21 protein-coding genes and 2 pseudogenes are annotated in these 22,680 nt (G+C 64.2%); 13 read left to right on the top strand and 10 right to left on the bottom strand.

Annotated features, from left to right (window positions below; all coding sequences use genetic code 11):
• Positions 1-96: 96 nt before the first annotated feature.
• Positions 97-801 (top strand): SDR family oxidoreductase, encoded by a 705-nt coding sequence (locus tag WI26_RS23005; RefSeq protein WP_059468428.1) that lies wholly within the window; start codon positions 97-99, stop codon positions 799-801.
• Positions 802-830: 29 nt separating this feature from the next.
• Here WI26_RS23005 and WI26_RS23000 read toward each other — a convergent pair whose 3' ends face one another.
• The 3 genes from WI26_RS23000 to WI26_RS22990 form a co-directional block, all read right to left on the bottom strand.
• Positions 831-1,970: a patatin-like phospholipase family protein gene (locus tag WI26_RS23000; protein WP_069227304.1), complete on the bottom strand. Its 1,140-nt coding sequence runs from the start codon at positions 1,968-1,970 to the stop codon at positions 831-833.
• A gap of 116 nt (positions 1,971-2,086) precedes the next feature.
• Positions 2,087-2,425, bottom strand: coding sequence for a cupredoxin domain-containing protein (locus tag WI26_RS22995; protein ID WP_059468430.1), 339 nt, complete (start codon positions 2,423-2,425; stop codon positions 2,087-2,089).
• Positions 2,426-2,448: 23 nt separating this feature from the next.
• Entirely contained in the window at positions 2,449-3,393 is a 945-nt protein-coding gene (locus WI26_RS22990; protein WP_069227303.1) for a metallophosphoesterase family protein, read from the bottom strand.
• 251 nt (positions 3,394-3,644) lie between these two features.
• Between WI26_RS22990 and WI26_RS22985 the strand changes: the two genes are divergently transcribed.
• From WI26_RS22985 to WI26_RS22970, 4 genes and pseudogenes are all read left to right on the top strand, one after another.
• The gene (locus tag WI26_RS22985) at positions 3,645-3,869 is read left to right on the top strand and encodes a hypothetical protein (protein WP_069227302.1); all 225 of its coding nucleotides are present in this window, start codon (positions 3,645-3,647) and stop codon (positions 3,867-3,869) included.
• 80 nt (positions 3,870-3,949) lie between these two features.
• Positions 3,950-5,704, top strand: coding sequence for an ABC transporter permease (locus tag WI26_RS22980; protein WP_069227301.1), 1,755 nt, complete (start codon positions 3,950-3,952; stop codon positions 5,702-5,704).
• 11 nt (positions 5,705-5,715) lie between these two features.
• Positions 5,716-7,062 carry an AAA-associated domain-containing protein gene (locus tag WI26_RS22975; protein ID WP_069227300.1) on the top strand — a complete coding sequence of 449 codons (1,347 nt, stop codon included), beginning with the start codon at positions 5,716-5,718 and terminating at the stop codon, positions 7,060-7,062.
• A gap of 588 nt (positions 7,063-7,650) precedes the next feature.
• Positions 7,651-8,532, top strand: a pseudogene (locus WI26_RS22970) (dicarboxylate/amino acid:cation symporter); the annotation flags it as partial.
• On the opposite strand, the gene WI26_RS22965 reads toward WI26_RS22970, so the two are convergent.
• On the bottom strand, positions 8,529-8,918 hold the full coding sequence (locus tag WI26_RS22965) for a DUF3331 domain-containing protein (RefSeq protein WP_069227299.1): 390 nt from the start codon (positions 8,916-8,918) through the stop codon (positions 8,529-8,531). The pseudogene WI26_RS22970 and the gene WI26_RS22965 sit on opposite strands and share 4 nt — an antisense overlap.
• A gap of 44 nt (positions 8,919-8,962) precedes the next feature.
• Positions 8,963-10,255 carry an NAD(P)/FAD-dependent oxidoreductase gene (locus WI26_RS22960; RefSeq protein WP_069227298.1) on the bottom strand — a complete coding sequence of 431 codons (1,293 nt, stop codon included), beginning with the start codon at positions 10,253-10,255 and terminating at the stop codon, positions 8,963-8,965.
• 146 nt (positions 10,256-10,401) lie between these two features.
• Between WI26_RS22960 and WI26_RS22955 the strand changes: the two genes are divergently transcribed.
• A complete protein-coding gene (locus tag WI26_RS22955) occupies positions 10,402-11,055 on the top strand; it encodes a TetR/AcrR family transcriptional regulator (protein ID WP_069227839.1) in 654 nt (217 codons plus the stop codon).
• Between the two features lie 66 nt (positions 11,056-11,121).
• Here the strand turns inward: WI26_RS22955 and soxR are convergent, their stop codons facing one another.
• Complete coding sequence (soxR, locus tag WI26_RS22950; RefSeq protein WP_069227297.1) at positions 11,122-11,601, bottom strand: redox-sensitive transcriptional activator SoxR; 480 nt, start codon at positions 11,599-11,601, stop codon at positions 11,122-11,124.
• 391 nt (positions 11,602-11,992) lie between these two features.
• Between soxR and WI26_RS22945 the strand changes: the two genes are divergently transcribed.
• A complete protein-coding gene (locus WI26_RS22945; RefSeq protein ID WP_236849321.1) occupies positions 11,993-13,510 on the top strand; it encodes a purine-cytosine permease family protein in 1,518 nt (505 codons plus the stop codon).
• A gap of 138 nt (positions 13,511-13,648) precedes the next feature.
• Here WI26_RS22945 and WI26_RS22940 read toward each other — a convergent pair whose 3' ends face one another.
• Complete coding sequence (locus tag WI26_RS22940; RefSeq protein ID WP_069227295.1) at positions 13,649-14,404, bottom strand: glucose 1-dehydrogenase; 756 nt, start codon at positions 14,402-14,404, stop codon at positions 13,649-13,651.
• A gap of 508 nt (positions 14,405-14,912) precedes the next feature.
• Here WI26_RS22940 and WI26_RS22935 point away from each other — a divergent pair.
• Both WI26_RS22935 and WI26_RS33100 read left to right on the top strand, forming a co-directional pair.
• Positions 14,913-15,524, top strand: coding sequence for a cysteine hydrolase family protein (locus tag WI26_RS22935; RefSeq protein WP_069227294.1), 612 nt, complete (start codon positions 14,913-14,915; stop codon positions 15,522-15,524).
• Between the two features lie 100 nt (positions 15,525-15,624).
• A pseudogene (locus WI26_RS33100) lies at positions 15,625-15,804 on the top strand (transcriptional regulator); the annotation flags it as partial.
• Between the two features lie 299 nt (positions 15,805-16,103).
• On the opposite strand, the gene WI26_RS31650 reads toward WI26_RS33100, so the two are convergent.
• Positions 16,104-16,478, bottom strand: coding sequence for a YXWGXW repeat-containing protein (locus WI26_RS31650; protein WP_081334331.1), 375 nt, complete (start codon positions 16,476-16,478; stop codon positions 16,104-16,106).
• Between the two features lie 618 nt (positions 16,479-17,096).
• On the opposite strand from WI26_RS31650, the gene WI26_RS22930 reads away from it, so the two are divergent.
• Complete coding sequence (locus WI26_RS22930; RefSeq protein WP_059594819.1) at positions 17,097-18,179, top strand: porin; 1,083 nt, start codon at positions 17,097-17,099, stop codon at positions 18,177-18,179.
• A gap of 167 nt (positions 18,180-18,346) precedes the next feature.
• Here WI26_RS22930 and WI26_RS22925 read toward each other — a convergent pair whose 3' ends face one another.
• On the bottom strand, positions 18,347-18,745 hold the full coding sequence (locus tag WI26_RS22925; protein WP_059509077.1) for a GreA/GreB family elongation factor: 399 nt from the start codon (positions 18,743-18,745) through the stop codon (positions 18,347-18,349).
• A 513-nt stretch (positions 18,746-19,258) separates the two neighbouring features.
• Between WI26_RS22925 and WI26_RS22920 the strand changes: the two genes are divergently transcribed.
• Positions 19,259-19,588 carry a DUF4148 domain-containing protein gene (locus WI26_RS22920; protein ID WP_059468447.1) on the top strand — a complete coding sequence of 110 codons (330 nt, stop codon included), beginning with the start codon at positions 19,259-19,261 and terminating at the stop codon, positions 19,586-19,588.
• 153 nt (positions 19,589-19,741) lie between these two features.
• On the opposite strand, the gene WI26_RS22915 is transcribed toward WI26_RS22920, so the two are convergent.
• Positions 19,742-20,203: a CBS domain-containing protein gene (locus tag WI26_RS22915; protein ID WP_059468448.1), complete on the bottom strand. Its 462-nt coding sequence runs from the start codon at positions 20,201-20,203 to the stop codon at positions 19,742-19,744.
• A 177-nt stretch (positions 20,204-20,380) separates the two neighbouring features.
• Between WI26_RS22915 and ribA the strand changes: the two genes are divergently transcribed.
• Entirely contained in the window at positions 20,381-21,031 is a 651-nt protein-coding gene (gene ribA / locus WI26_RS22910) for a GTP cyclohydrolase II (RefSeq protein WP_059468449.1), read from the top strand.
• Between the two features lie 221 nt (positions 21,032-21,252).
• Positions 21,253-22,527, top strand: coding sequence for a tyrosine-type recombinase/integrase (locus WI26_RS22905; protein ID WP_069227293.1), 1,275 nt, complete (start codon positions 21,253-21,255; stop codon positions 22,525-22,527).
• Positions 22,528-22,680: the final 153 nt, after the last annotated feature.

Genomic DNA, 22,680 nt, shown 5'->3' with positions numbered 1-22,680 from the left:
GGAGAAATCATCGTTCGACAGGGCGATTATAGAGTCCTAGAGTAGCGCTTCATGACGAACATCGCGGCGCTGAGCCGACCTATCCGGGAGAACAGCATGACTGTAGAGAAAGTGGCATTGGTGACGGCGGCGGGCAAGGGCATGGGCGCTGCAATCGCGCGGGATCTTGCGAGCAGCGGTTATCGCGTGGCGCTGATGTCGCCGTCCGGCAGCGCGGTAGAGCTTGCCGGGGAACTCGGCGGTTTCGGCATGGCTGGCTCCGTCACGGAAGATGCCGACATCGAGCGTTTCGTGAACGGGACGCTCGCGAAGTACGGCCGCATCGACGCGGTCGTCAACAACACCGGGCATCCGCCAAAGGGCGACCTGCTCGCGATCGAGGACGACAAATGGCACGCGGGGCTCGACCTGATCGTGCTCAACGTCGTTCGCGTGCTGCGCCGGGTGACGCCCGTCTTCCTGAAGCAGGGCGGCGGCGCGGTGGTCAACATCTCGAGCTTCGCGGCCGATGCACCCGAGCAGGCGATGCCGGTGTCGTCCGCGCTGCGCGCGGCGCTGAGTTCCGTCACGCGCCTGTACGCCGATCGATATGCGAAGGACAACATCCGCATCAATTCGGTGCTGCCCGGCTTCATCGACAGCTGGCCGGAGACGCCCGAGATCGTCGCGCGCATTCCGGTCGGCCGCTTCGGCAGAACGCAGGAGATCGCGCAGACGGTGACGTTTCTGCTGTCGGAAGGCGCCGGCTACATCACCGGCCAGAACATTCGGGTCGACGGCGGGATCGTGCGCGCACTGTAAGCGCAACGCGCGGCACGGCGCCCGCGGCGTCAGTTATGCCGCTCGCCGATCCGGTTTTCTTCCGGACTCCAGACGCTGAGCCCTTCCGTCGGGTCCATCGGCAGATCCCAGGGCCGCGCGGCGATCGCCTGCATGGTCGCGTCGAACCCGGCCTGCCGGCGCGCCGCGATACCGGCGGGTGTGAAATCGATGTCCTTCCACTGATCGTCGCCGTCGAGTCGCGGCGCCGCGAGCTTGATCACGTGCATCGTGGTCTGGCATCCCCACGCGGCGAGTGCTTTCACATCGGCCGTCGTGCGCTCCGCCTCCGGCAGCCGCATCACCAGTTCACGGATCACGTGGCGCAGCCGGTGAATCTGCTGCTGCCGCGCGATGTTGCTGTCCGTGCGGCTCGCATACTGGATGTCCTTCTGCCGCTCCGACACCTGCCAGATGCTTTGCGGCTCCGGCCCGACCGGATTCCACATCTGCACCGAGAAAATCACCGAGCTGCGACGCGGGGCGTCGTCCAGAACGACCTCGACCGGCGTATTCGAGTAGATGCCGCCGTCCCAGTAGGGCGTGCCGTCGACCCGCACGGCGGGGAACGCGGGCGGCAGCGCGCCCGAACTCATCACGTGCTCGATGCCGAGCGGCCGCTCGCGCGAATCGAAATAGCGCATCGTGCCCGTGCACGCGTTGACCGCGCCGACGGTCAGTCGTGGCCGGCCCGCGTTCATCAGGTCAAGGTCGACGAGCGACGCAAGCGTGTCGCGCAGCGGCTCGACCACGTAGTAAGACGCGCGCTCGACGCCGACCCGCGCGAGCGGCCCGAGCCATGCAGCGGGATTCGGCCGGAAGAATCCCGGCAGGCCCGCGCCGATGACCGCGAGTTCCGAGCCGATCTTGTCCCAGCTCGTGGGAAAGCCCGGCACGTTCACGGCGGGCCGTTCGGTGACGTGACGCCAGAATTCGCCCATCCGTTGCGCGCGGTGTCCAGGCGCGTTGCCGGCGATCAGCGCCGCGTTGATCGCGCCGATCGACGTGCCGATGACCCAGTCGGGCTGAATGCCCGCCGCGTCCATCGCCTCGAATACGCCGAGCTGGTATGCGCCCAGCGCGCCGCCGCCCTGGAGCACGAGCACGACCTGGCCCGGCAGTGCCGGATGTGCGGGTTGACTTGCCGTCATCGCTTGCCTCGTGGTCGGTGACGGCCGGCGGGGGGCCGGCCGGATGGAACCAGTGTAGGCGATCGTCGGGCGGCGTCCGCGCGGTTGGACGTTCGCGGGCCATGCGGCGCGCCGCGTCATTCCACGGTGATGGTCTCCTTCATGTACGGATGAATCCCGCAGAACACCTTGTAGACGCCCGGCTTGTCGAAACGAAACGAGTAGGTCTCGTCCTGGTCGAGCGCTTTCGAGTGGAAGATGCCCGCGTCGTTGACGACGGTATGCGGTTCGGCGTCGAGGTTTTTCCACGTGACCGTCGTGCCGGCCTTGATCGTGGTCGACATCGGCGAAAACATGAAATTGCGAATCGTCACGAGCGGGCCGGCCGGGGTTTGCGCGAGGGCGGCGAGCGGCGTGCCGGCCGCGGCCGCGCACAGGAGCGCGGCGGCCAGCGTCGAGCGCTTGAGGATGGTCATGTCGGTCTCCTTGCGTATCAGGATCAGGCGAGCGTCGTGTCGTGCAGCGACGCGGCGACGGGATGGCCGGCGAAATCGACGGTCGTCACGCCGAGCATCGCGGGCAGCCGGTCGTGCGGCACCGTGAGCGGCACCGGACCCGGGCCGTTGCCGGCGGTCGGCTGCGGGAACGCGGTGGAGCGCGCGGTGTGGAACGTCACGTTGCCCTCGACCTTCGACACGATCTGGTGGATGTGCCCGTTCAGCACGGTGACGGAGCCGAAGCGGCGCAGCAGCGCCATCGTTTGCGGCGCGTCGCCGGTGCCCCAGCCCCACGGCTCGTAGATAGTCCACATCGGCATGTGCGAGAACACGACGATCGGCGTGCTCGACGATTGCCCCTTCAGATCCTGCGCGAGCCACGCGAGTTGCTCGTCGCCGAAGCTGCCGAGCCCGTTGGGCTTGAAATGCATCACGTTGACGAGCGCGACGAAATGCACGCCCGCATGATCGAAGCTGTAGTAGCCGCGGTTGTCGGACGCCTTGCCGAATCGGCTGAAATATTCCGCGCCCGAGCCGTCGGTCACGTCGTGTTCGCCGGGCACCGTATGCAGCTCGGGCACGCGCAGCGCGGACAGCAGTTGCGACGCGTGGTCGAATTCTTCCGCCTTGGACAGGTGTGTGATGTCGCCGGTGTGAATCGCGAGCGCGGGCGCGGCAGGCATCCCGTTGACCAGATCGATCGTCTGCCGCAACGTGGCCGCGACGTCGGGATTCGCGTCCTTGTTGAAGCCGATGTGCGTGTCGCTGATCTGCACGAACAGCGGCCGGCCCGCGTTCGCGGGGAGTGCGGCGCCGCTTTGCGCCAGCGCGAGATCGAACGGCGTGAGGATGCCGCCCGACAGCGTAAACAGCGTGCCGAGGCCGCCGAATGCCATGCATTGCAGGGCCTTGCGGCGCGACGGGCGGGTGGGAGTCGATGAAGACATGTGAGCCTCGCATTCGTATGACGGAACCGGACGGCCGGATCGTCCTGGAATTAGCCGGCGCTTTCGCATGCCATACCGATGCGGTGACGGGTTTATTCCCGCTTGCTTGCGCGGAAGGCGGCCGTTCGAGTCTTGCGAGCAATGACGGATCGTTCGCGGATGACTTGTCAATGTCCTGTAAGTGACACGTCACGTTTGCGTCATGTCCGCCCGATAGCCTGCGACACCGAATCACTTCTCCGGAGCCCCTCATGCCGAATCTCGCGGCAACGGAAATCAGTCGTGCGGGCGGTCGAAGCACGCGCACCCTCAGCCTCGCGTTGTTCTTTCTGATCGTTGCCAGCGGCATCGTCCACGTCGGCGCTCAGCCGAGCGTGGATCACGGTTCGGTCCGGGCAAGCTTGGTCCTGCCGTTCGTGCTGCTCGCCGTCGCGCCGTCGGCGGCACGGTATCGGGCGCTGCACACGCTGTTCTGAGCCGCGCCGGCCGATGTCATACGCGGTCGCGCGGCACGCGGCCGGCCCCATCGATTTTCAATTCGACCAAGACGCTACCGATGGATATCAGTTTCTTCGATCCGAATCGCACCGCCAACGCGTCCGCGTGGCGCGTGCTCCCCAACCGCTGGGATGCGGTCGCGTTTCCGCTGATCATCGGCATACTCGCGATGGCGATCGTCGGCTTCCACGAGACGATGGCGCCGATCGCCACCCTGCAGACGCAGAAGATCTCGCTCGATCCGTCGAACCTGCCCGAATACGCATTGCGCACCACGCTGCGAATGCTCGCCGCGATGGTCGCGTCGCTCGCGTTCACGCTCGTCTACGGCACGCTCGCCGCGAAGAGCCGTCGCGCCGGCATGGTGCTGATCCCGATCCTCGACATCCTGCAGTCGGTGCCGGTGCTCGGCTATATCTCGTTTACGGTCACGTTCTTCCTTGCACTGTTTCCGGGCCGCGTGCTCGGCGCTGAACTGGCCGCGATCTTCGCGATCTTCACGAGCCAGGCGTGGAACATGACGTTCAGCTTCTACCAGTCGCTGCGCACGGTGCCGCGCGATCTGAGCGAAGTGTCGCGCGGCTTTCACCTGACGTCGTGGCAGCGCTTCTGGAAGCTCGAGGTGCCGTTCTCGATGCCGGGGCTGATCTGGAACATGATGATGTCGATGTCGGGCGGCTGGTTCTTCGTCGTCGCGTCGGAGGCCATCACCGTCGGCAACCAGACCATCACGCTGCCCGGCATCGGCGCGTATCTCGCGCAGGCGATCGCCGACAAGAACCTCGGCGCGGTGGGCTGGGTGATCGTCGCGATGTCGGTCGTGATCCTTGCGTACGACCAGTTCCTGTTCCGTCCGCTCGTCGCATGGGCCGACAAGTTCCGGATGGAGAACACCGCGTCAGGCGACGCGCCGCAATCCTGGCTGCTCGACATGCTGCGCCGCACGCACCTGATCCATCAGTTGCTGGTGCCGGCCGGCTGGCTGCTGTCGCAGGCCGCGCGGATTCCGCTGCGCGTGCCGTCGTTCGGCGGTGTCGGCGTCCGCGGCGTATCGAGCCGCCGCCCGTCGCGGATCGGCGACATCGTATGGGGCGCGTTCGTGATCCTGCTGACCGTGTACGTTGCGTGGCGCGTCGTCAGTTTCGTCGCGACCGGCGTGACGATGAGCGAGGTCGGCCACGTGCTGACGCTCGGGCTGATCACGCTGCTGCGCGTGATCGTGCTGATCGCGATCGCGTCGGTGGTGTGGGTGCCGCTCGGCGTACTGATCGGGCTGCGCCCCGCGCTGGCCGAGAAGATCCAGCCGCTCGCGCAGTTCCTCGCCGCGTTCCCGGCGAACCTGCTGTTCCCGGTGTTCGTGATCGTGATCGTCCACTTCCATCTGAATGCCGACATCTGGCTGTCGCCGCTGATCGTGCTCGGCACGCAGTGGTACATCCTGTTCAACGTGATCGCCGGCGCGATGTCCTATCCGAACGACTACAAGGAAGCGACGAAGAATTTCCGCATTCGCGGCTGGCAGTGGTGGCGGCAGGCGATGCTGCCCGGCATCTTCCCGTATTACGTGACCGGTGCGATCACCGCGTCGGGTGGCGCGTGGAACGCGAGCATCGTGTCCGAGTTCGTGCAGTGGGGCGACACGAAGGTCGTCGCGCATGGTCTCGGCTCGTATATTGCACAGACGACGGCCGCCGGCGACTTTCCGAAGATCATCCTGGGCATCGCCGTGATGTCCTTGTTCGTTACCTTGTTCAACCGTCTGCTGTGGCGTCCGATGTACGCCTATGCGGAATCCCGGCTCCGTCTCGATTGAGAGTAAGCGCGATGCAAAATTCGACCGTAATCAACGCCCCCGCCCAGACGTCCCAGCCGCTTCATCCGCCGCGACTCGGCGAGGAGATCCTGCGCGTCGATCACGTCTGCCGCGGCTTCAACAAGTCGCAGGGCGAACTGCTGGTGCTCGACGACGCGAACCTGTCGCTGCGCGAAGGCGAGATCGTCGGGCTGCTCGGCCGTTCGGGCTCGGGCAAATCCACGCTGCTGCGAATCATCGCCGGGCTGATCGAACCGACCGGCGGTGAAGTGACCTACCTCGGCAAGCCGCTGACCGGGCCGGCCGAAGGCGTCGCGATGGTGTTCCAGACCTTCGCGCTGTTCCCGTGGCTGACCGTGCTGCAGAACGTGGAAGCCGGTCTGGAAGCGCTCGGCGTCGGTGCGCGCGAGCGTCGCGAGCGCGCGCTCGCCGCGATCGACCTGATCGGTCTGGACGGCTTCGAGAACGCGTATCCGCGCGAGCTGTCGGGCGGCATGCGCCAGCGCGTGGGCTTTGCGCGCGCGCTCGTCGTCGACCCGACGATCCTGCTGATGGACGAGCCGTTCTCGGCGCTCGACGTGCTGACGGCCGAAACGCTGCGCACCGACCTGCTCGACCTTTGGACGCAAGGCCGCATGCCGATCAAGTCGGTGCTGATCGTCACGCACAACATCGAGGAAGCGGTGTTCATGTGTGACCGCATTCTGGTGCTGTCGTCGAATCCGGGCCGCGTGATCGCCGAGATCAAGGTGCCGTTCAAGCATCCGCGCAACCGGCTGGATCCGGATTTCCGCAAGCTCGTCGACGACATCTACGCGAAGATGACCGCACGCCAGACCGGCGAGGCGACGAAGAAGGGGCTCGAGCTCGGCAGCTGGATGCCGCGCGTGTCGACCAACCTGATGGCCGGCCTGATCGAGACGCTCGCGATGGCACCGTATCACGGCCGCGCCGACATGCCGGAAATCGCGCGTACGCTGCATCTGGAAGTGGACGAACTGTTCCCGATCGCCGAAGTGCTGCAGTACCTCGGCTTTGCCGACGTGCGCGAAGGTGACGTGTTTCTCACGCCGCCCGCGCGCGTGTTTGCGGAATTCGGCACGCAGGAGCGCAAGCTGATGTTCGCGGATCATCTGTTGAAGCACGTGCCGCTCGCGGCGCGAATCAGGAAGGTGCTGAACGAGCGCCCCGGCCATCGCGCGCCGCGCGTGCGCTTCGAGCAGGAACTCGAGGATTTCCTGTCGGACGAGGCAGCCGAGGAAACGCTCGACGCGGTGATCGACTGGGGGCGTTACGGCGAAGTCTTTTCGTACAACGACAAGACGGAAGTGTTCAGCCTCGAGGACGTCGAGAACTGATTCGGATGCAGACGATTGGGGCATGCGTCCGGTTCCGGTTCGGACGCGTGCCACGGTTCGAAGCAGGAAGCCGGGACATTTGCAGCGCGTCCGTCCCTGCTTTTTTCAGAAATCCATGGTTCTCGTTTCTCTGAATCGCAACCTGACGTCGATGCGATGTTGCAAATTGGACACGCCATTTTTGAGATGGACGGGCGCAGCGGTTGCGAGGCAAATCGAGAATCGATGGTGAAGTGAAATGTCAATTGCCGCTTCTGGAAGGTGCGAGGCAGAGGCGGCGAAAGAAACGGGAATATCGTTGCCGACGCCACGATTATTCTTTTGAAGATGTATTCAAAGTGTCAATCGCTCCGGCTGTTTGAGCGCGAGATATTGAGTGGACTGTTTGATTTGCCGATTTCAGTTGAGTGATGGCCTGAAATCGTCGTGACAATAGTTAAGAAATTTTCCGTAATACTTCAGTTTCGGATACTGTGCGCGTAGGTGTTTCGATAAATTCCGGCGTGAAAGACCAACCATCACGCCGCTAACCAGTGAAGAATCGAGAAACCTCGGCAGCGTTGATTTCGGCGTTGGCGAGTGTTTCCGGCGAACAACGAGATCCTGCAGATCGTCGTGTTCTCGATGTTCTTCGGCGTGGCGCTCGCCGCGCTCGGCGAGCGCGGCAAGATCCTCGTCGCCGCAATCGACCAGCTGGCGCACGTGATGCTGAAGATCACCGGCTACGTGATGAAGCTCGCGCCGCTCGCGGTGCTGGCGGCGATGGCCGCGACCGTCGCGGTTAACGGGCTGTCGGTGTTGCTGAAGTTCGCGGTGTTCATGGGCGACTTCTACGTGAGCCTGTTCCTGTTGTGGAGCACGCTCGTGCTCGCCGGCCTGCTGTTCCTCGGCCGGCGCGTATTCAAGCTGCTGGTGCTGATCAAGGAAGCGTTCATGCTGTCGTTCGCGACGGCCAGCTCGGAAGCCGCGTACCCGAAGATCCTCGACGCGCTCGACCGGTTCGGCGTGCGGCGCAAGATCTCGAGCTTCGTGATGCCGATGGGTTATTCGTTCAACCTCGACGGCTCGATGATGTACTGCACGTTCGCGTCGCTGTTCATCGCGCAGGCGTACAACATCCACCTGTCGCTCGGCACGCAGATCACGATGCTGCTGGTGCTGATGCTGACGTCGAAGGGGATGGCCGGCGTGCCGCGCGCATCGCTCGTCGTGATCGCGGCGACGCTGCACCAGTTCGATATCCCGGAAGCGGGGCTGTTGCTGATCCTCGGCGTCGACACGTTCCTCGACATGGGCCGCTCGGCCACCAATGCGGTGGGCAATTCGATTGCGAGCGCAGTGGTCGCGAAGTGGGAGGGCGAACTGATGTCGGAGTCCGAAGCGCTCGCGCATGCCGCGCATCTCGACGCGGAACTGGATCGGCAGAACTGCGATCCGGCCTATGGTGCCGGTCAGGCGACGTCCGCTTAAGCGGCACACGCCTCGTCGATGGACGCCGCCAGCACCATCGCGGCGGCGTTGCCCGGCGCCGAGCCCAGCAATTGCGGCGCATACACGCTGTCGCCTGGCGCGATCGGCTGCCCCGACAGCGCACAGACGCCGCGCTTGCGCGTCGTGAACAGCCGCCACTTCTGGTAACCATAGTGGCCGGTGCATGCGTCGCACCACGAAATCATCACGGTGTCGGCCGTGGGGCGCTCGAGCACGCTGATCGTCGGCTGGCTCGTCGCGTCCCACGACGGCAGGCGATCGCGTGTGACGGTACGCCGACGCGGCGCGGCCAATGAAACAGACGGCATGTCGAAGCTGCCGATCGCGGCGACCGTCTTGAGCCAGGCAATTGCACTGTTGCTCATCCTTATTTCCCTCGAAACGTTACGTGATGACGCGACATGCGGCATCACGACAAGCGGATGCGCGGCTGCACGCAGCCGTTGATCCGTTCGGCGATCCACAGCAGCGTCGCCTTGGAAAATCCGTGCAGCGCCTGCTGGTGGCGCCGGTACAGCATCAGGTGGCTGAATTGTGCGAAACGCCCCTGAATGAAGCCGCCGCGAAAGAAGCCGAATTGCCCGAGCGTGCCGAACGCGTCGTAGTCGCTGATCGACACGAGTGCGCCGAAATCGTGGAACGCGAACGGCGGCAGCGGTTTGCCGTCGAGCCATGCAGGCAAGTGCTTCGCGAGATGCTCGGCCTGCTGGGCCGCGACCTGCCCGGTGGGCGGCAGCGGCCGCTCGTGGCCGTCGGGCTGCAGGCTCGCGCAATCGCCGATCGCGAACACGTGCTCGTCGGCCGTGGCCTGCAATGTGGGCCCGACCAGGATCTGGTTCGCGCGGTTCGTGTCGAGCCCGCCCAGTGCCTGCATGAAATCCGGCGCCTTCACGCCGGCCGCCCATACCATCAGATCTGCTTCCGCGAACGAGCCGTCGCCATAGTGAAACCCGTTCGCATCGGCCGCCGTCACGCGCGTCGACGTCAGTACGCGAAAGCCGATCTGCTCGAGCCGCCGCTGCGCCGACGCGGAAATCCTCGGCGGAAACGCGGCGAGGATGCGCGGGCCGCTTTCGAGCAGCGTGAGCTGCAGCCGTTCACGCACCGTCTCGTCGCCGTACGCCTGCGCCACTTCCAGCAGCCGGCTCAATTCCGCTGCGAGCTCCACGCCCGTTGCGCCCGCACCGACGATCGCGACGCGAAACGGCTCGTCGTGCGCGACGCTGCGAAACACGCGCATCCGCAATGCTTCGTTGAAGGTCTCGGCCTGTTGCTGGCTGTCGATGAAGTAGCAGTGCTCGCGCACGCCCGGCACGCCGAAATCGTTGGCCTGGCTGCCGAGCGCGAGGATCAGCACGTCGTATTCGAGTTCGCGCGCGTCGATCACCCGTTCGCCGCTCTGCGAGCGAATCTCGCCGAGCTGCACGCGACGGCGAGCGCGATCGAGCCCTTTCAATTCGCCAGGCTGGTACGTGTAGCCGTGATCGCGCGCATGGGCAAGGAAGATCACCTGCTGTTGCTGCACGTCGCGGGTACCGGCCGCGAGCGTGTGCAGCATCGGCTTCCAGACATGGGTCGGGCTGCGGTCGACGACGGTGACCTGGGCGTGCCCGGTGCGGCCGAGACGCTCGCCAAGGCGGGTCGCGAGCTGCAACCCGGCGATGCCGCCGCCGACGATCACGATGCGAGTACGGGTTGTCATGGATAAATCATCACGTGATGAATAAGGTATGATCCTAGCGCTTCCCGGCTTCGCGTGTCAACGGAGCGGGCAGGCAGCCCGGTTCGGCGATGTGGAAGCGGGGCCGGAACACGGGCATTCGATTCATTCAACGGGAGCAGGAAAACGTGGCTGAAGTCACTGAGCGCGCGCCGTCGAAGCGGCGTACGCGCGGGCGGCCGCTGGCGGAGGCGTCCGTCGGTCCGGACGTGATATTGCGTGCCGCGCGCCGCACGTTCGCGAAGCGCGGCTACGATGCGACGAGCGTGCGCGAGGTCGCGCGCGAGCTGGGCATCGACGCGGCGCTGATCGCCCATCATTTCGGCACGAAGGAAACGCTGTGGCTGGCCGTCGTCGAGCAGATCGTTGATCTCGCGGAGCCGATGTTCGACGCATTGCGCGCGCTGCGTACGTCGTCATTGCCGCATCGCGAGCGCGTGCGGCGTGCGATCGAGCTGTGCGTCGATCACGAGTTCGACGAGCCCGACATGGGCATGTTCTTCTCGACCGCGGCGACCGAGGAGGGAGCGCGGCTCGACCGGCTTCAGGAGCGCCTCGTGCGGCCGTATCACGATGTGATGTTCCCGCTGCTGTCCGACGCCGTCGAGGCCGGCGCGATCCGCGCGGTCGATCCGAACGTGCTGTTCTTCATGATCGCAAGCGCGATCGGCATGACGGTGTCGTACAGTCACATGATGCTGGCGTTCACGTCGCTGCCCACGCAGCGGGACGCGTTCCGGCGGGCCGTGGTCGACGTCGTGTTCAATCTCGTCGGCGACTGAGTGCCGCGTGCAACGCGCGACGGCTTCGCGGCAACCCGCTCCAGTTCGCTCACTGCGTGCCGCGCGTCATTTGCGGTCCGTGAGCGGTTTATCACCGAGCCAGCGCCGTGCGCCTGGCCCGTTGCGGCCCGCGCGGTCATCGGGATTGGCCAGTTTGCAGCGCTTCAGCGACAGGCAGCCGCAACCGATGCACTCGTCGAGGTTGATGTAAAGCCGCTGCAATTCCTCGATCCGGTTCGCGACGCGCTGCTTCCAGCCGCGCGATAGCCGCTGCCAGTCCTTGTTGGTCGGCGCTGTGTCTTCCGGCAGGCTCGCGAGTTGTTCGGCGATCTCGTCGAGCGAATAGCCGATCTTCTGCGCGAACACGATGAACGCAATCAGTCGCAGCACCGCACGCGAATAGTGGCGATGGCTCGAGCCGTTGCGATGCGACCTGATGAGCCCGCGCTTCTCGTAGAAGCGCAACGTCGATGCCGGCACGCCGCTGCGCGCGGCCACTTCGCGGATCGACATCAGCGGCCATTGCGGCGTTTCGTCGGTACCCATGACGCCCTCCGGGAATGCTTGATTTGAAGTTAACTTCAACTTTTATGCTGCGCGGCAGTTTAACCCGTCGCAAGGCATCATGCTGTTCTCATCCCCGCGCCGGAAGTTGCATTTGGGCGCGGCCAGCGCATTGCCGAGCACCGAACCGAGGTCCGCCGGCTGCAGTTCCACGCTTCGCCATCGCACTTGCCTTGCATTGCCCGCACCGCATGCGCGGTGCGGCAACCGGCCGATTCCCCGCTGCGAAACATTGTTCCCCTTCGTCGTAAACGTCTCGAATGCGTGATATTTGCGCCGCCCGATCAGGGTTAGAGTGGCCGCAAATTGATGACGATGTGTCGTATGGCCGAAGTCGCGTGCCGTACCGATGCACCAGAGGAGTCGGAGACAAATGGCTGAAGGCAGGATTACGCAAGTTGAATCGTTCGGTTTCGAGCGGATTCCAGACGCATCGCGCTATGCGCGTCCGATCGATCTGTTTCGGTTGCTGTTCGGCGGCTGCAATACATTTTCCACGTCGGTGCTCGGCAGCTTCCCCGTGCTGGTCGGGCTGTCGTTCAAGGCGGGGGTGTGCGCGATCGTGCTCGGCGTGCTCGCCGGCACCTGCATCCTCGCGCCGATGAGCCTGTTCGGTCCGCGCAATGGTACGAGCGACCCCGTGTCGTCCGGCGCGCATTTCGGCATCCACGGCCGGATCGTCGGTTCCTTCCTCGCGCTGCTCACGTCGATCGCGTTCTTCTCGCTCGCGGTGTGGAGTTCCGGCGATGCGCTCGTCGGCGGCGCGCACAACATGGTCGGCGTGCCGGTCAACGGCTTCACGCTCGGCGCCGCGTACATGGTGTTCGCGGTGCTCGTGCTGATCGTCTGCATCTACGGTTTCCGCTTCATGTTGTGGGTCAACAAGATAGCCGTGTGGGCGGCGAGCTTGTTGTTCGTCGCCGGCCTGCTTGCGTTCGCGGGGATGTTCGACATGAACTATGCGGGCACGCTGAGCCGGGGCAGTGCCGGTTTCTGGGCCGCGTTCGTCGGCGCGGTGCTGGTCGCGTTGAGCAACCCGGTGTCGTTCGCGTCGACGCTCGGCGACTGGGCGCGCTACATCCCGCAACAGACGCCGAAGCGGCGCGTGATGGGCGCCGTGTTCGCCGCGCAGATCGCGACCTTCGTGCCGTTCTTCTTCGGCCTGGCGACCGCGACGATCATCGCGTCGAAGGCGCCCGCGTTCATCGCGTCGAACGACTACGTCGGCGGGCTGCTCGCCGTGTCGCCGCGCTGGTTCCTGCTGCCGATGTGCCTGATCGCGATCATCGGCGGGATGTCGACCGGCACGACCGCGCTATACGGCACGGGCCTCGACGTGTCGAGCATGTTTCCGCACGTCCTGAACCGCGTGCGTGCGACGCTGCTGATCGGCACGATCGCGATCGCGTTCATCTTCGTCGGCCGTTTCTGGTTCAACCTCGTCGAAAGCGTCGCGACGTTCTCGACGCTGATCGACACGTTCAGCTGCCCGTGGATGGCGATCATGGTGATCGGCTACGTGACGCGCCGCGGCTTCTATCTCGCCGACGACCTGCAGGTGTTCAACCGCGGGCTGCGCGGCGGCCACTACTGGTTCACGCACGGCTGGAACCTGCGCGCGATGGGCGCGTGGTTGCCGGCGGCGTTCATCGGGCTGTCGTTCGTGAACCTGCCGGGCCAGTTCGTCGGGCCGCTCGGCAATCTGGCGGGCGGGCTCGATCTCAGCGTGCCGGTGTCGCTGCTGGTTGGCGGATTGCTGTATTTAGTCTTGCTGATGGTGCATCCGGAAGCGGAAGGTGTGTACGGCCCGCACGGCCGCTTCCTCGTGCGCGGCTGCAGGCAGGCGGCGCGCGGTGTCGGCGCGCCGGCTATCCAGCCGAAGGGGTATTGAGCGTCGCATCGCTTGCCGCTTCCGTTCGGAAGCCATCGTGCCGCTGCGAGGGAATGCCGGCGGCGGCATGATCGTTCCCGGATGCGTGATGACGGGGGCGGATGAGAGGCCGGACCAGTTCGTTGATGCCGCTGCGGATCAGTGGAACGTGCTGCCCGCGAGCATCCCGCCGTCGACGATGAATTCCGAGCCCGTGCAATACGCGGATTCGTCGGACGCGAGAAACAGCACTAGGCTCGCCACTTCGTCGGGTTTGCCGATGCGCGCGATCGGCAGCCCGCTGTAGATCGACGATGGGTCGAAATCGGCGTATTCCGGCGGGCGTGCCATCACGGTGTCGATGCCGCCGGGATGAACCGAGTTCACGCGGATTCCATGGCGGCCGAATTCGAGCGCGGCGGCCTTCGTCATCCCGCGCACCGCGAACTTGCTCGACACATACGCGGTGCCGCCGGCCACGCCTTCCATTCCGGCCGTCGACGACACGTTGACGATCGAGCCGCCGCCCGCGTCCTTCAGCGCGGCCAGTGCAGACTTCATGCCGAGCCAGCAGCCGACCTGGTTGACGTCGATTACCTTGCGATAGTCGTCGAGCGAGCAGGACTCGATCGGCACGAGTTTCAGGATCGCTGCGTTGTTCACGAGGATGTCCAGCCGGCCGAAGTGTGCGAGCGTGGCATGAACGGCGGTGTGCCAGTCGTCTTCGCTCGTCACGTCGAGATGCTGGTAGCGCGCGGCGCTGCCGAGTTCGGCGGCGACGCGTTGGCCGGCGTCGTCCAGCACGTCGGCAATCACCACGCGTGCGCCTTCGGCGACGAACCGGCGCGCCTCCGCCTCGCCCTGGCCGCGAGCACCGCCCGTGATCAGCGCCACTTTGCCTTCGAGTCGTTTCATCGTGTTTGCTCCAATGGAGTGAAAGGGACGCACGAGCTCGCTCGTGCGGTGGCCGACGCGTCGACGATGCGGACCGGATCGGCGCGATCCCATGCGCGTGTTTCGGCAATGGCATGCGCGAGCGTGCGCTGCGCCGTTCGATAGGGCATGCGGCGAATGATGGCCATGATGGCAATAAACCTGGCGCTTCGTGCCATCCAAACGGACTAGCGGCGGGCCCGGCGCGATGGACGAGACGCGAGTGGGCGCGTCCGGCCGCTTGGCCGCCATTCGGGACGCCGCGCGCCGGCGCAACATCGCGTTGCCGGCAGTGGTGTGCTTTCTGATGCAGGTTGGCCCGATCCTGTCGGACGTTGTCCTGCGGGCCGCTGTCGCGCGGGGTCGCATGGCCCGACACTGACGCCTCGCGGTCAAGGCAGGATCCAACGCCCAGCGGGCCGCATGCGGCAGCGCCGGCCTGCTGGGCGCCGTTCCGTTCGATGTGCCAACCTGGAGCAGAGAGCGACCTATGCAACATCCGACCATCCGTACCCTGGCCGGCGCGAGCGCGCCGACGTCGATCGACGTCGGCCGCACCGCGCTGCTGGTGATCGATTTCCAGAATGAATATTTCAGCGGCCGCCTGCCGATTCCCGACGGGCCGCGCGCGCTCGGCAATGCGCAGCGTGTGATTGCGTTCGCCGATCGCGCGGGCATCCCGGTATTCCACATCCAGCACGTGGGCGCGGCCGACGGCCCGCTCTTTGCAGATGGCAGCGACGGCTTCCGCTTTCACCCGGACCTGCAGCCTGCGCCGCATCACGCGGTCGTGAAGAAGACGTCGGTGAGCGTGTTCCCGACGACGGACATCGACGCGCGCCTGCGGGAGGCCGGCGTCGACACGCTGATCGTCACCGGGCTGATGACGCATGCGTGCGTCGCCGGCGCGGCCCGCGATGCCGTGCCGCTGGGCTACGCGGTGATCGTTGTCGACGACGCGTGTGCAACACGCGACCTCGATGTCGCGGACGGCGGCACGGTGCCGCACCGCGACCTCCATCGCGCCACGCTCGGCGCGCTGTCGGACACGTTCGGCGACGTGCTGACGACCGAGCAGGTGCTCGCGCTCGACGTCGCCTGATACGCGCGCCCGGGTTCGAGCATCGCTCGAGCTCGGGTTGGCGTGGGGCGACCGGCGCGATGCCCGCGTGCGATGCGGCACGTGATGGCGAGTCCGCCACGGCTTTGTCAGCCGCACGCTGTATGCCGAGGTGCCGCCGCGCGTCGATTAAGCGTTGACGGATCTCACGTGTTCGTTCCCGACGCCGATGGGCGCGATTATCGGCTCGGCCGACGCACATCATCGTGCGATATGCGCCGCACGTCGCCGTGCGCGCGGGCTGGAGAGCAGCGGGCCTTGAGCGGAGTGCGTCGTGCGGGCGTGTGGCGATCCGCAACTGTGTGCGCGTGTTGCGGCAGCATCGAACGATTTCGTTATCCAAACGTTTTGAGCGCGTTGCTTACGTGTGCGGCGTCGCGAAGAAGGGCGTGACACACGCGCGGCAATCGGCGTTTGAAGAACATGAACTGTCGCGGCTGCGGCCGGCGCAATCCGTATTCACCCGGCCGGCCAGTTCATGTGCCGGACGGGGCGGCGTGTCGAGTGACAAGGGCTTGGAAGCGACGGCTCCGCGCCGACCGGCGGCCGGCGCGGGGCGACTCATCGCCAGGTACCGTCGACGTAGACCCACACTTGCCCCTGGCGCCGCCAGTATCCGGGCACCCATCCATGCCCGGGGCGGCGGGCAACCCAGCGTCCAGGCACCCATATATAGCGGCCGCGCTGCCAACGCCAGTAGCCGTCGGTCCAAACATAGCCGTGCGGCCGCGGCGGCGGTGGCCGGCGATCATGCCGCAGTGCAGGCGGCGCGAAGCGCGGGCGATCCGAATAAGGCGGCCTGCCGGGGTCCGGCGGCGGTCCGGGAGGGCGGTATCCGGGCGGTGCGGATTGGGCCGAGGCGGTGCGCAGCCAACCGCCGGCGGCGGCGAGGGCGACGGCCAGTCCGATGGCGTGCAGCAGCGAGCGTCGATGCATGGCAGGTCCTCTATCTGATCTGTAATCGGGGCTGCCTTACATTAGCTTGCTGATTCCGCTGCCGGGTTACGCGGGCCGTTAAGGCTGTTACTGCATGTCACGACGACCTGCTCCCCTGGCAGCCGGGGCGCCCACACCGGTCCCACGCTGCAGTCGCTGCCGGGCCAATAGGGTCGGCTACGGCCGCCCGCCCCAAGTGTTTACAGCTCGATCGCAGCGTTTTAGGTCAGCAGGCCCAATATTTGAGATCGATTTGAGTAAAAATTGCCGTTTTTGCGTGGTTCCATCGATTCCGCTTGTTGTTTCTATGCAACCGTCAAGACGATGACACGAAAGAATGGTGGGATGAAAGGCACCAAAAAGCATCCGTCAATCGGTCAAAAAAACACGTTAAAACAAATACTTATAACGAATCACCACTTTCATTATTTCTAGTTCTGGAAAAGCTTATTTCTTTATTTGCAGATCGCGCCCCTAGGGTACACCCCTAAACTCACGGTTCCCAAACGGGCAACTATCCGGGCGCGGCCAGAAGGACCGATGGCGTTCCCGGGCGGTTGCAGACCGTTTATGAACAAGGTCGCGAGACCTGCCTCTTTTTAGAAGGGAGCTCCACGAATGAACAAGACTCTGATCGTTGCAGCAGCTGCAGCATCGTTCGCTACCGTCGCTCACGCGCAAAGCAGCGTCACGCTGTACGGCGTGCTGGACGCAGGCATCACCTACCAAAGCAACGTCGCCGGCAAGTCGCTGTGGTCGATGGGCTCGGGTATCGACCAGAGCCGTTTCGGCCTGCGTGGTTCGGAAGACCTCGGTGGCGGCCTGAAGGCAATCTTCACGTTGGAAAGCGGCTTCGGCATCGGTAACGGCAAGCTGGGCAACAACGGCGGCATGTTCAACCGTCAAGCATTCGTTGGCCTGTCGAGCCAGTACGGCACGGTCACGCTGGGCAAGCAGTACGACGCAACGCAAGACTACCTCGCGCCGCTGACGGCAACGGGCACGTGGGGCGGCACGTACTTCGCGCACCCGGGCAACAACGACCGCCTGAGCACGAACGGCGACGTCGCACTGAACAACTCGGTCAAGTTCACGAGCGCTAACTACGCTGGCCTGCAGTTCGGCGGCACGTACTCGTTCTCGAACAACCAGAACTTCGGCAACAACCGCGCTTACAGCGGCGGTCTGTCGTATCAGTTCCAAGGCCTGAAGCTGGGTGCAGCGTACTCGCAAGCAAACCTCGGTGACGGTACCAACGCCAATGGCGCGACGAACATCGCTTCGCAAGGCCGTATCCGCACGTACGGTGCAGGTGCTGGCTACGCATTCGGCCCGGCACAAGTCGGTGCTGCATGGACGCAATCGCGTATCGATAACGTCCCGGGTCTGACCGGCGCGTTCCGCACGGACAACTACGAAGTCAACGCAAAGTACAACCTGACGCCGGCTCTCGGCCTGGGCGCAGCTTACACGTACACGAACACGAAGGTCGACGGTGGCAGCTCGCACTGGAACCAGTTCGGCGTGCAAGCTGACTACTCGCTGTCGAAGCGCACGGACGTGTACGCACAAGCTGTGTACCAGCGTGGTGCGAAGGGCAACGCGATCGGCACGTCGATCTACAACGGCGACAACACGACGCCGGCAAGCTCGTCGATCAACCAAACCGCAGCAACGGTTGGTCTGCGTCACCGCTTCTAAGCGTGACGGCTGGGTAACCAGCTTCGCAGCATCGAAAAAGGCGCCTTCGGGCGCCTTTTTTTCGACTCCGTGAAATGCGATGACGACCATCCGGATGGTTGCGATAAAAAAGCGAGGCACAGACCTCGCTTTTTTGCTTTCCGCGCAGATTGCGGCTGCCCGATGGGTCAGCGCGTATATTCGCCGTTGGCTTCCGGCTGGAACACGATCGCCGCGACCTTCATCAGTTTTTCGGCGCCACTCGGCTGCAGCACCTTCACCAATTGACCGCGTTGCGTGCCCAGTAGCGCCATACCGACGGGCGAAAACACATTCAGGCGTCCGAGTTCCAGATTGGCGGCATCCGGATAAACAATCGTCCAGGTGGTCTGTTCCTGGGACGCTTCGTCGAGCAGCGTGATCTGCGAGTTCATCGTGACGACGTTCGCCTTGATGGCGTCGGGCCGCACGATATCTGCGCGCTCGAGCAGCGTGTCGAGCATCGTCTGGAAACGCGGGTTGTGTTCGGCGTGCTTCTCGAGACGAGCGACGTCGAGTTCGGTCAACTGGTAAAGGCGTTGTTTCATGGCAGTTCTCCAAATGATCGGCAAGGGGCAGGCGTGGCGTGCCTATGGGGATCGCCCGGAGCCTGTCTGACCTGGCTCCGGAAGGAGGCCGTGCCGTCAGATCAGGCGCCGGGCAGGGGCGAGCGGAGCCTGGGCCGTGCGTCGAAGGCGGGGGTGCGCCGGATGGCCGGCGCGCGCGCGCACGCCGGCGGGGCCGGACGGCGAAACCGAGGGAGGCGTGGGCGCGTGCATGGTGGACAGGGTATCGACAGGCGAATAAAACCTTACGATTTTACAACACAACCTTCCGGATCGGTGATCGGGGTGTCGGCCTTTCGTCAGGTATTGTTGTGGAAATGATTTAAGTAATAGTGATCCTGCATGATGGTAGTGGCCAATTTTTTCCGAAAATGCAACGCTGTATGTTCAAACCAAGGGTTTCCCCTTGGTATTGCGAGCACTACACTTGATCCATCGCTTCAGACAGTCCCGCCGGAAGCGACGCCAAAAGAGAACATATTTCGGAGGTCCATCATGAAGTCGATCATCTACGCAGCGATCGCTGCATCCGTCCTTGCCGCCCCGATCGCATCGTTCGCGCAGTCCGAGCAGGGCTTGACCCGCGATCAGGTACGGGCCGAACTCGTGCAACTCGAACAGAACGGCTACAAGCCGCTCGCAAGCGATGCGCAATATCCGCAGAACATCCAGGCCGCAGAACAACGGATCCAGCCGAACCAGCCGATGCTCGCCCAAGCCGACACGAGCGGCTATGGTGCGGTGGCGACGGGCGCAGGCCAGTCGGGCCGCCGCATGACGCGTGAAGCGCCGAACCCCGTGAACTCCGTCTACTTCGGCAACTGAACATTCCCGGGTCTGCCCGAGCACAGCATGTGACCGACCGGACGCGCGCTAGTCGCGCGCGTCTGCGTCAGCCGAGCAGAACCTCCGTCGCCGCATTCCGGCGGCTTTTCCGCCCAGACGCTCGCGCGTTTGGGCCTTTTTTGCTGAGACGGGTCAGGCGGACGTGACCGTCGGGGTGCCGTGGATATAGTGTTCGAGCTGGCTGATCGTGAATTGCTGGTCGGCGATCACACTCTTGACGAGGTCGCCGATCGAGATCAGGCCGATGAGCTTGCCGTCCTGGAGGACGGGCAGGTGGCGCATCCGGTGTTCGGTCATCAGCGCCATGCACTCGTCGGTGGATTGCGACGGTTCTACGTAGCGCACCTTTGCCGTCATGATTTCCTCAACGCGGGTGGCTTTCGACGAACGGTCCTGCAGCACGACCTTGCGCGCGTAGTCGCGCTCGGTAACGATGCCCGCGATGTCGTCGCCATCCATGACCAGCAATGCGCCGATTCCCTTTTCCGCCATCAGCTTGATGGCGTCATAGACGAAATCGGCTTTCGTGACGGTGTAGATCGTGCGGCCGGAATCCGGCTTGGCTTTGAGAATTTGCGCGACAGTCGTGCTCATTTGCTTTCTCCGTGTGCAAGACGATGCAGGGAAGGCAGGGCGTGATGCGCGGCACCCGACGGGCCCAGTATAGCCGGGCCTGCTGCGGCAGTCGCGTGACGTTTCCAGATTAGCGGTAAACTCCGGTCACGCACTATCCACACAACTCCTACATTCCTGATCGTTTCGATTGAATTCATGATGTCTTCGCGTCCCCAATCGCCCACGCAGGGCAATGGCCAGGCCGACGAGTGCGTGACACTCGTCGCCACCGCGTCGCTGCCCACGCGCTACGGTACGTTCACGTCATACGCGTTCCGCGTATCGGGCAGCGATGCCGAACATCTCGCGCTCGTGATGGGTGACGTCACTGGCGAGCAGTCCGTGTTGACGCGGCTTCATTCCGAATGCCTGACCGGCGACGTGTTCGGCTCCTACCGCTGCGATTGCGGAGAGCAACTCGATCTCGCGCTGCGTTACATCGCGGCGGAAGACCGCGGCGTGCTGCTGTATCTGCGCGGTCACGAAGGGCGCGGCATCGGCCTGAGCAACAAGATTCGTGCATATGCGTTGCAGGAGCAGGGGCGCGACACCGTCGAGGCGAATCTCGACCTCGGCTTGCCCGATGACGCCCGCGAATACGACTCGGCCGCAGCCATCCTTCGGATCCTTGGCGTGACGTCGGTGCGACTGATGAGCAACAATCCGAAGAAGTTCGACACGCTCGTGAAACACGGCATTCCCGTCTGCGAACGCGTGGCGCTTGCGGTGCCTGTACGCGAGGAAAACGAACGTTACATCCGGACCAAGCAGGCGAAGTTCGGGCATTACTTCGAGGAAAACGAGTAACGAAACCAAGGGGCTCTGCGGAGCCCCTTGCTCCATCTGGCTCTTGCACACCAGAGCCTTTCTGGCAAAGGGTTTGAGCCGAAAGTTGCGTTTGTCAGGTGGCTTGTCTGCACTTGACGAAATAGGCGAAAACTTGGCACTCTGGCGTAACATTTTCCTACGCCAGACCGAAAAGCTACGCTGCGGTCTCGGCCTCCAACAAAAACCTACGCCGACCGCTGATGAGATTCGACGCACGAACCGCGAGCAAGCTGCCTGCGGGCCAGCACATGACCTTTGACGGATTCCCGGGGCTCCGCTTCCAGGCCAGCGAGAGCCGTCGTTCCTGGATCTACCGATACAAATCCCCCATTGATGACCGAATGCGCCAGGTGAAGCTCGGCGAATGGCCGGCCATGGGGTTCCCCGCGGCGATTTCCGAATGGGAGCAAAAGCGAGCGGAGCGTGATGCTGGGGCCGATCCTGCTGCTGCAAAGCGCGAGAAGCGCGCTGCGGTTGCCTGTTCGCGCGCCGTCGACGCATACACCGTCAAGCAGGTGTGCTTCGACTATATGGGCGGCTATCTGGAGCCGAACCGCAAGGACAAGGGCGTGATCGAGGTTAGGCGGATGTTCAAGGCGATGCTCGGCCCGATCGAGAACATTCCGGCCGCGTCGATAACCCGTGCGCAGGCGTTCGAATTCTTGAATTCCTATCGTCCCACACCAGCGCTCGCTGCGCGCCTCCGCATGGAGCTGGGCGGAGCGTGGGACTATGCGATGGACGCTGGGAGACTGCCTGATGGCACGCCGAACTGGTGGCGAATGATCCTGCGCGGCAAGCTTCGCAGCAAGGGGCGCACGATCGACGGCGTCACCATGGGCACAAAAAAGCGGGTATTGAGCGAGGATGAGGTCGGCACGCTGCTCCGCTGGCTGCCGAATATGAGCCTAACGGTTTCGGACGCGATCACGTTGTACCTGTGGACGGGCGCCCGCGGCGGCGAAATCATTTCGATGGAGTCGCACGAAATCGCCGACGAGGCGGACGGCCTATGGTGGACCGTGCCGAAGGAAAAAACCAAGAACTCGTGGCGAGCGAAGGCAGGGGATTTGCGGGTGCCGCTCGTCGGTCGAGCCGAAGCCGTTGTCCGTCGACGCAAGGATCAAGCCGTGAACGGCTTTCTGTTCCCGACGTCGACCGGCGAGATGATGAAGCAGACCGTCATTTCGCACGGCATTTACTATCATCAGCCGTACTGTAAGCAGGCGCCGAACCATAATCGGCCGCGGCTACCTGTCACGCACTGGTCGCCTCACGATTTGCGGAGGACCGCCCGAACTATGCTTGCCGCACTTGGGTGCCCGCATGATGTCGCGGAGGCGGTACTTGGCCATATTCAACCCGGTGTCGCCGGCGTGTATAACCGGCACCACTATGATCGCGAGCGCCGAGAGTGGCTCTCGCGTCTGTCCCAGTTTCTTGAAGAACTCGCGCTCCGATATCCGGCGAAGTAATCTTGCGTATAAGGCGAAACTAGACCAAACAGAACGCGTCAGATGAACTGACTCAATTCGGCCAGGAGCCGACGTTCGCTCCCACCGAAACCGTGTCATTCAGCTGACCTCTTCGCCGAGAAAGCGGTCTCCTGCCAGCAATTGTTCTCGCCT

It is taken from the genome of Burkholderia diffusa, assembly GCF_001718315.1.
In the GTDB taxonomy this organism is placed as follows: Bacteria; Pseudomonadota; Gammaproteobacteria; order Burkholderiales; family Burkholderiaceae; genus Burkholderia; species Burkholderia diffusa_B.
Note: the sequence above shows the minus strand (reverse complement) of the source record. Positions and strands in the feature narration are given on the sequence as shown.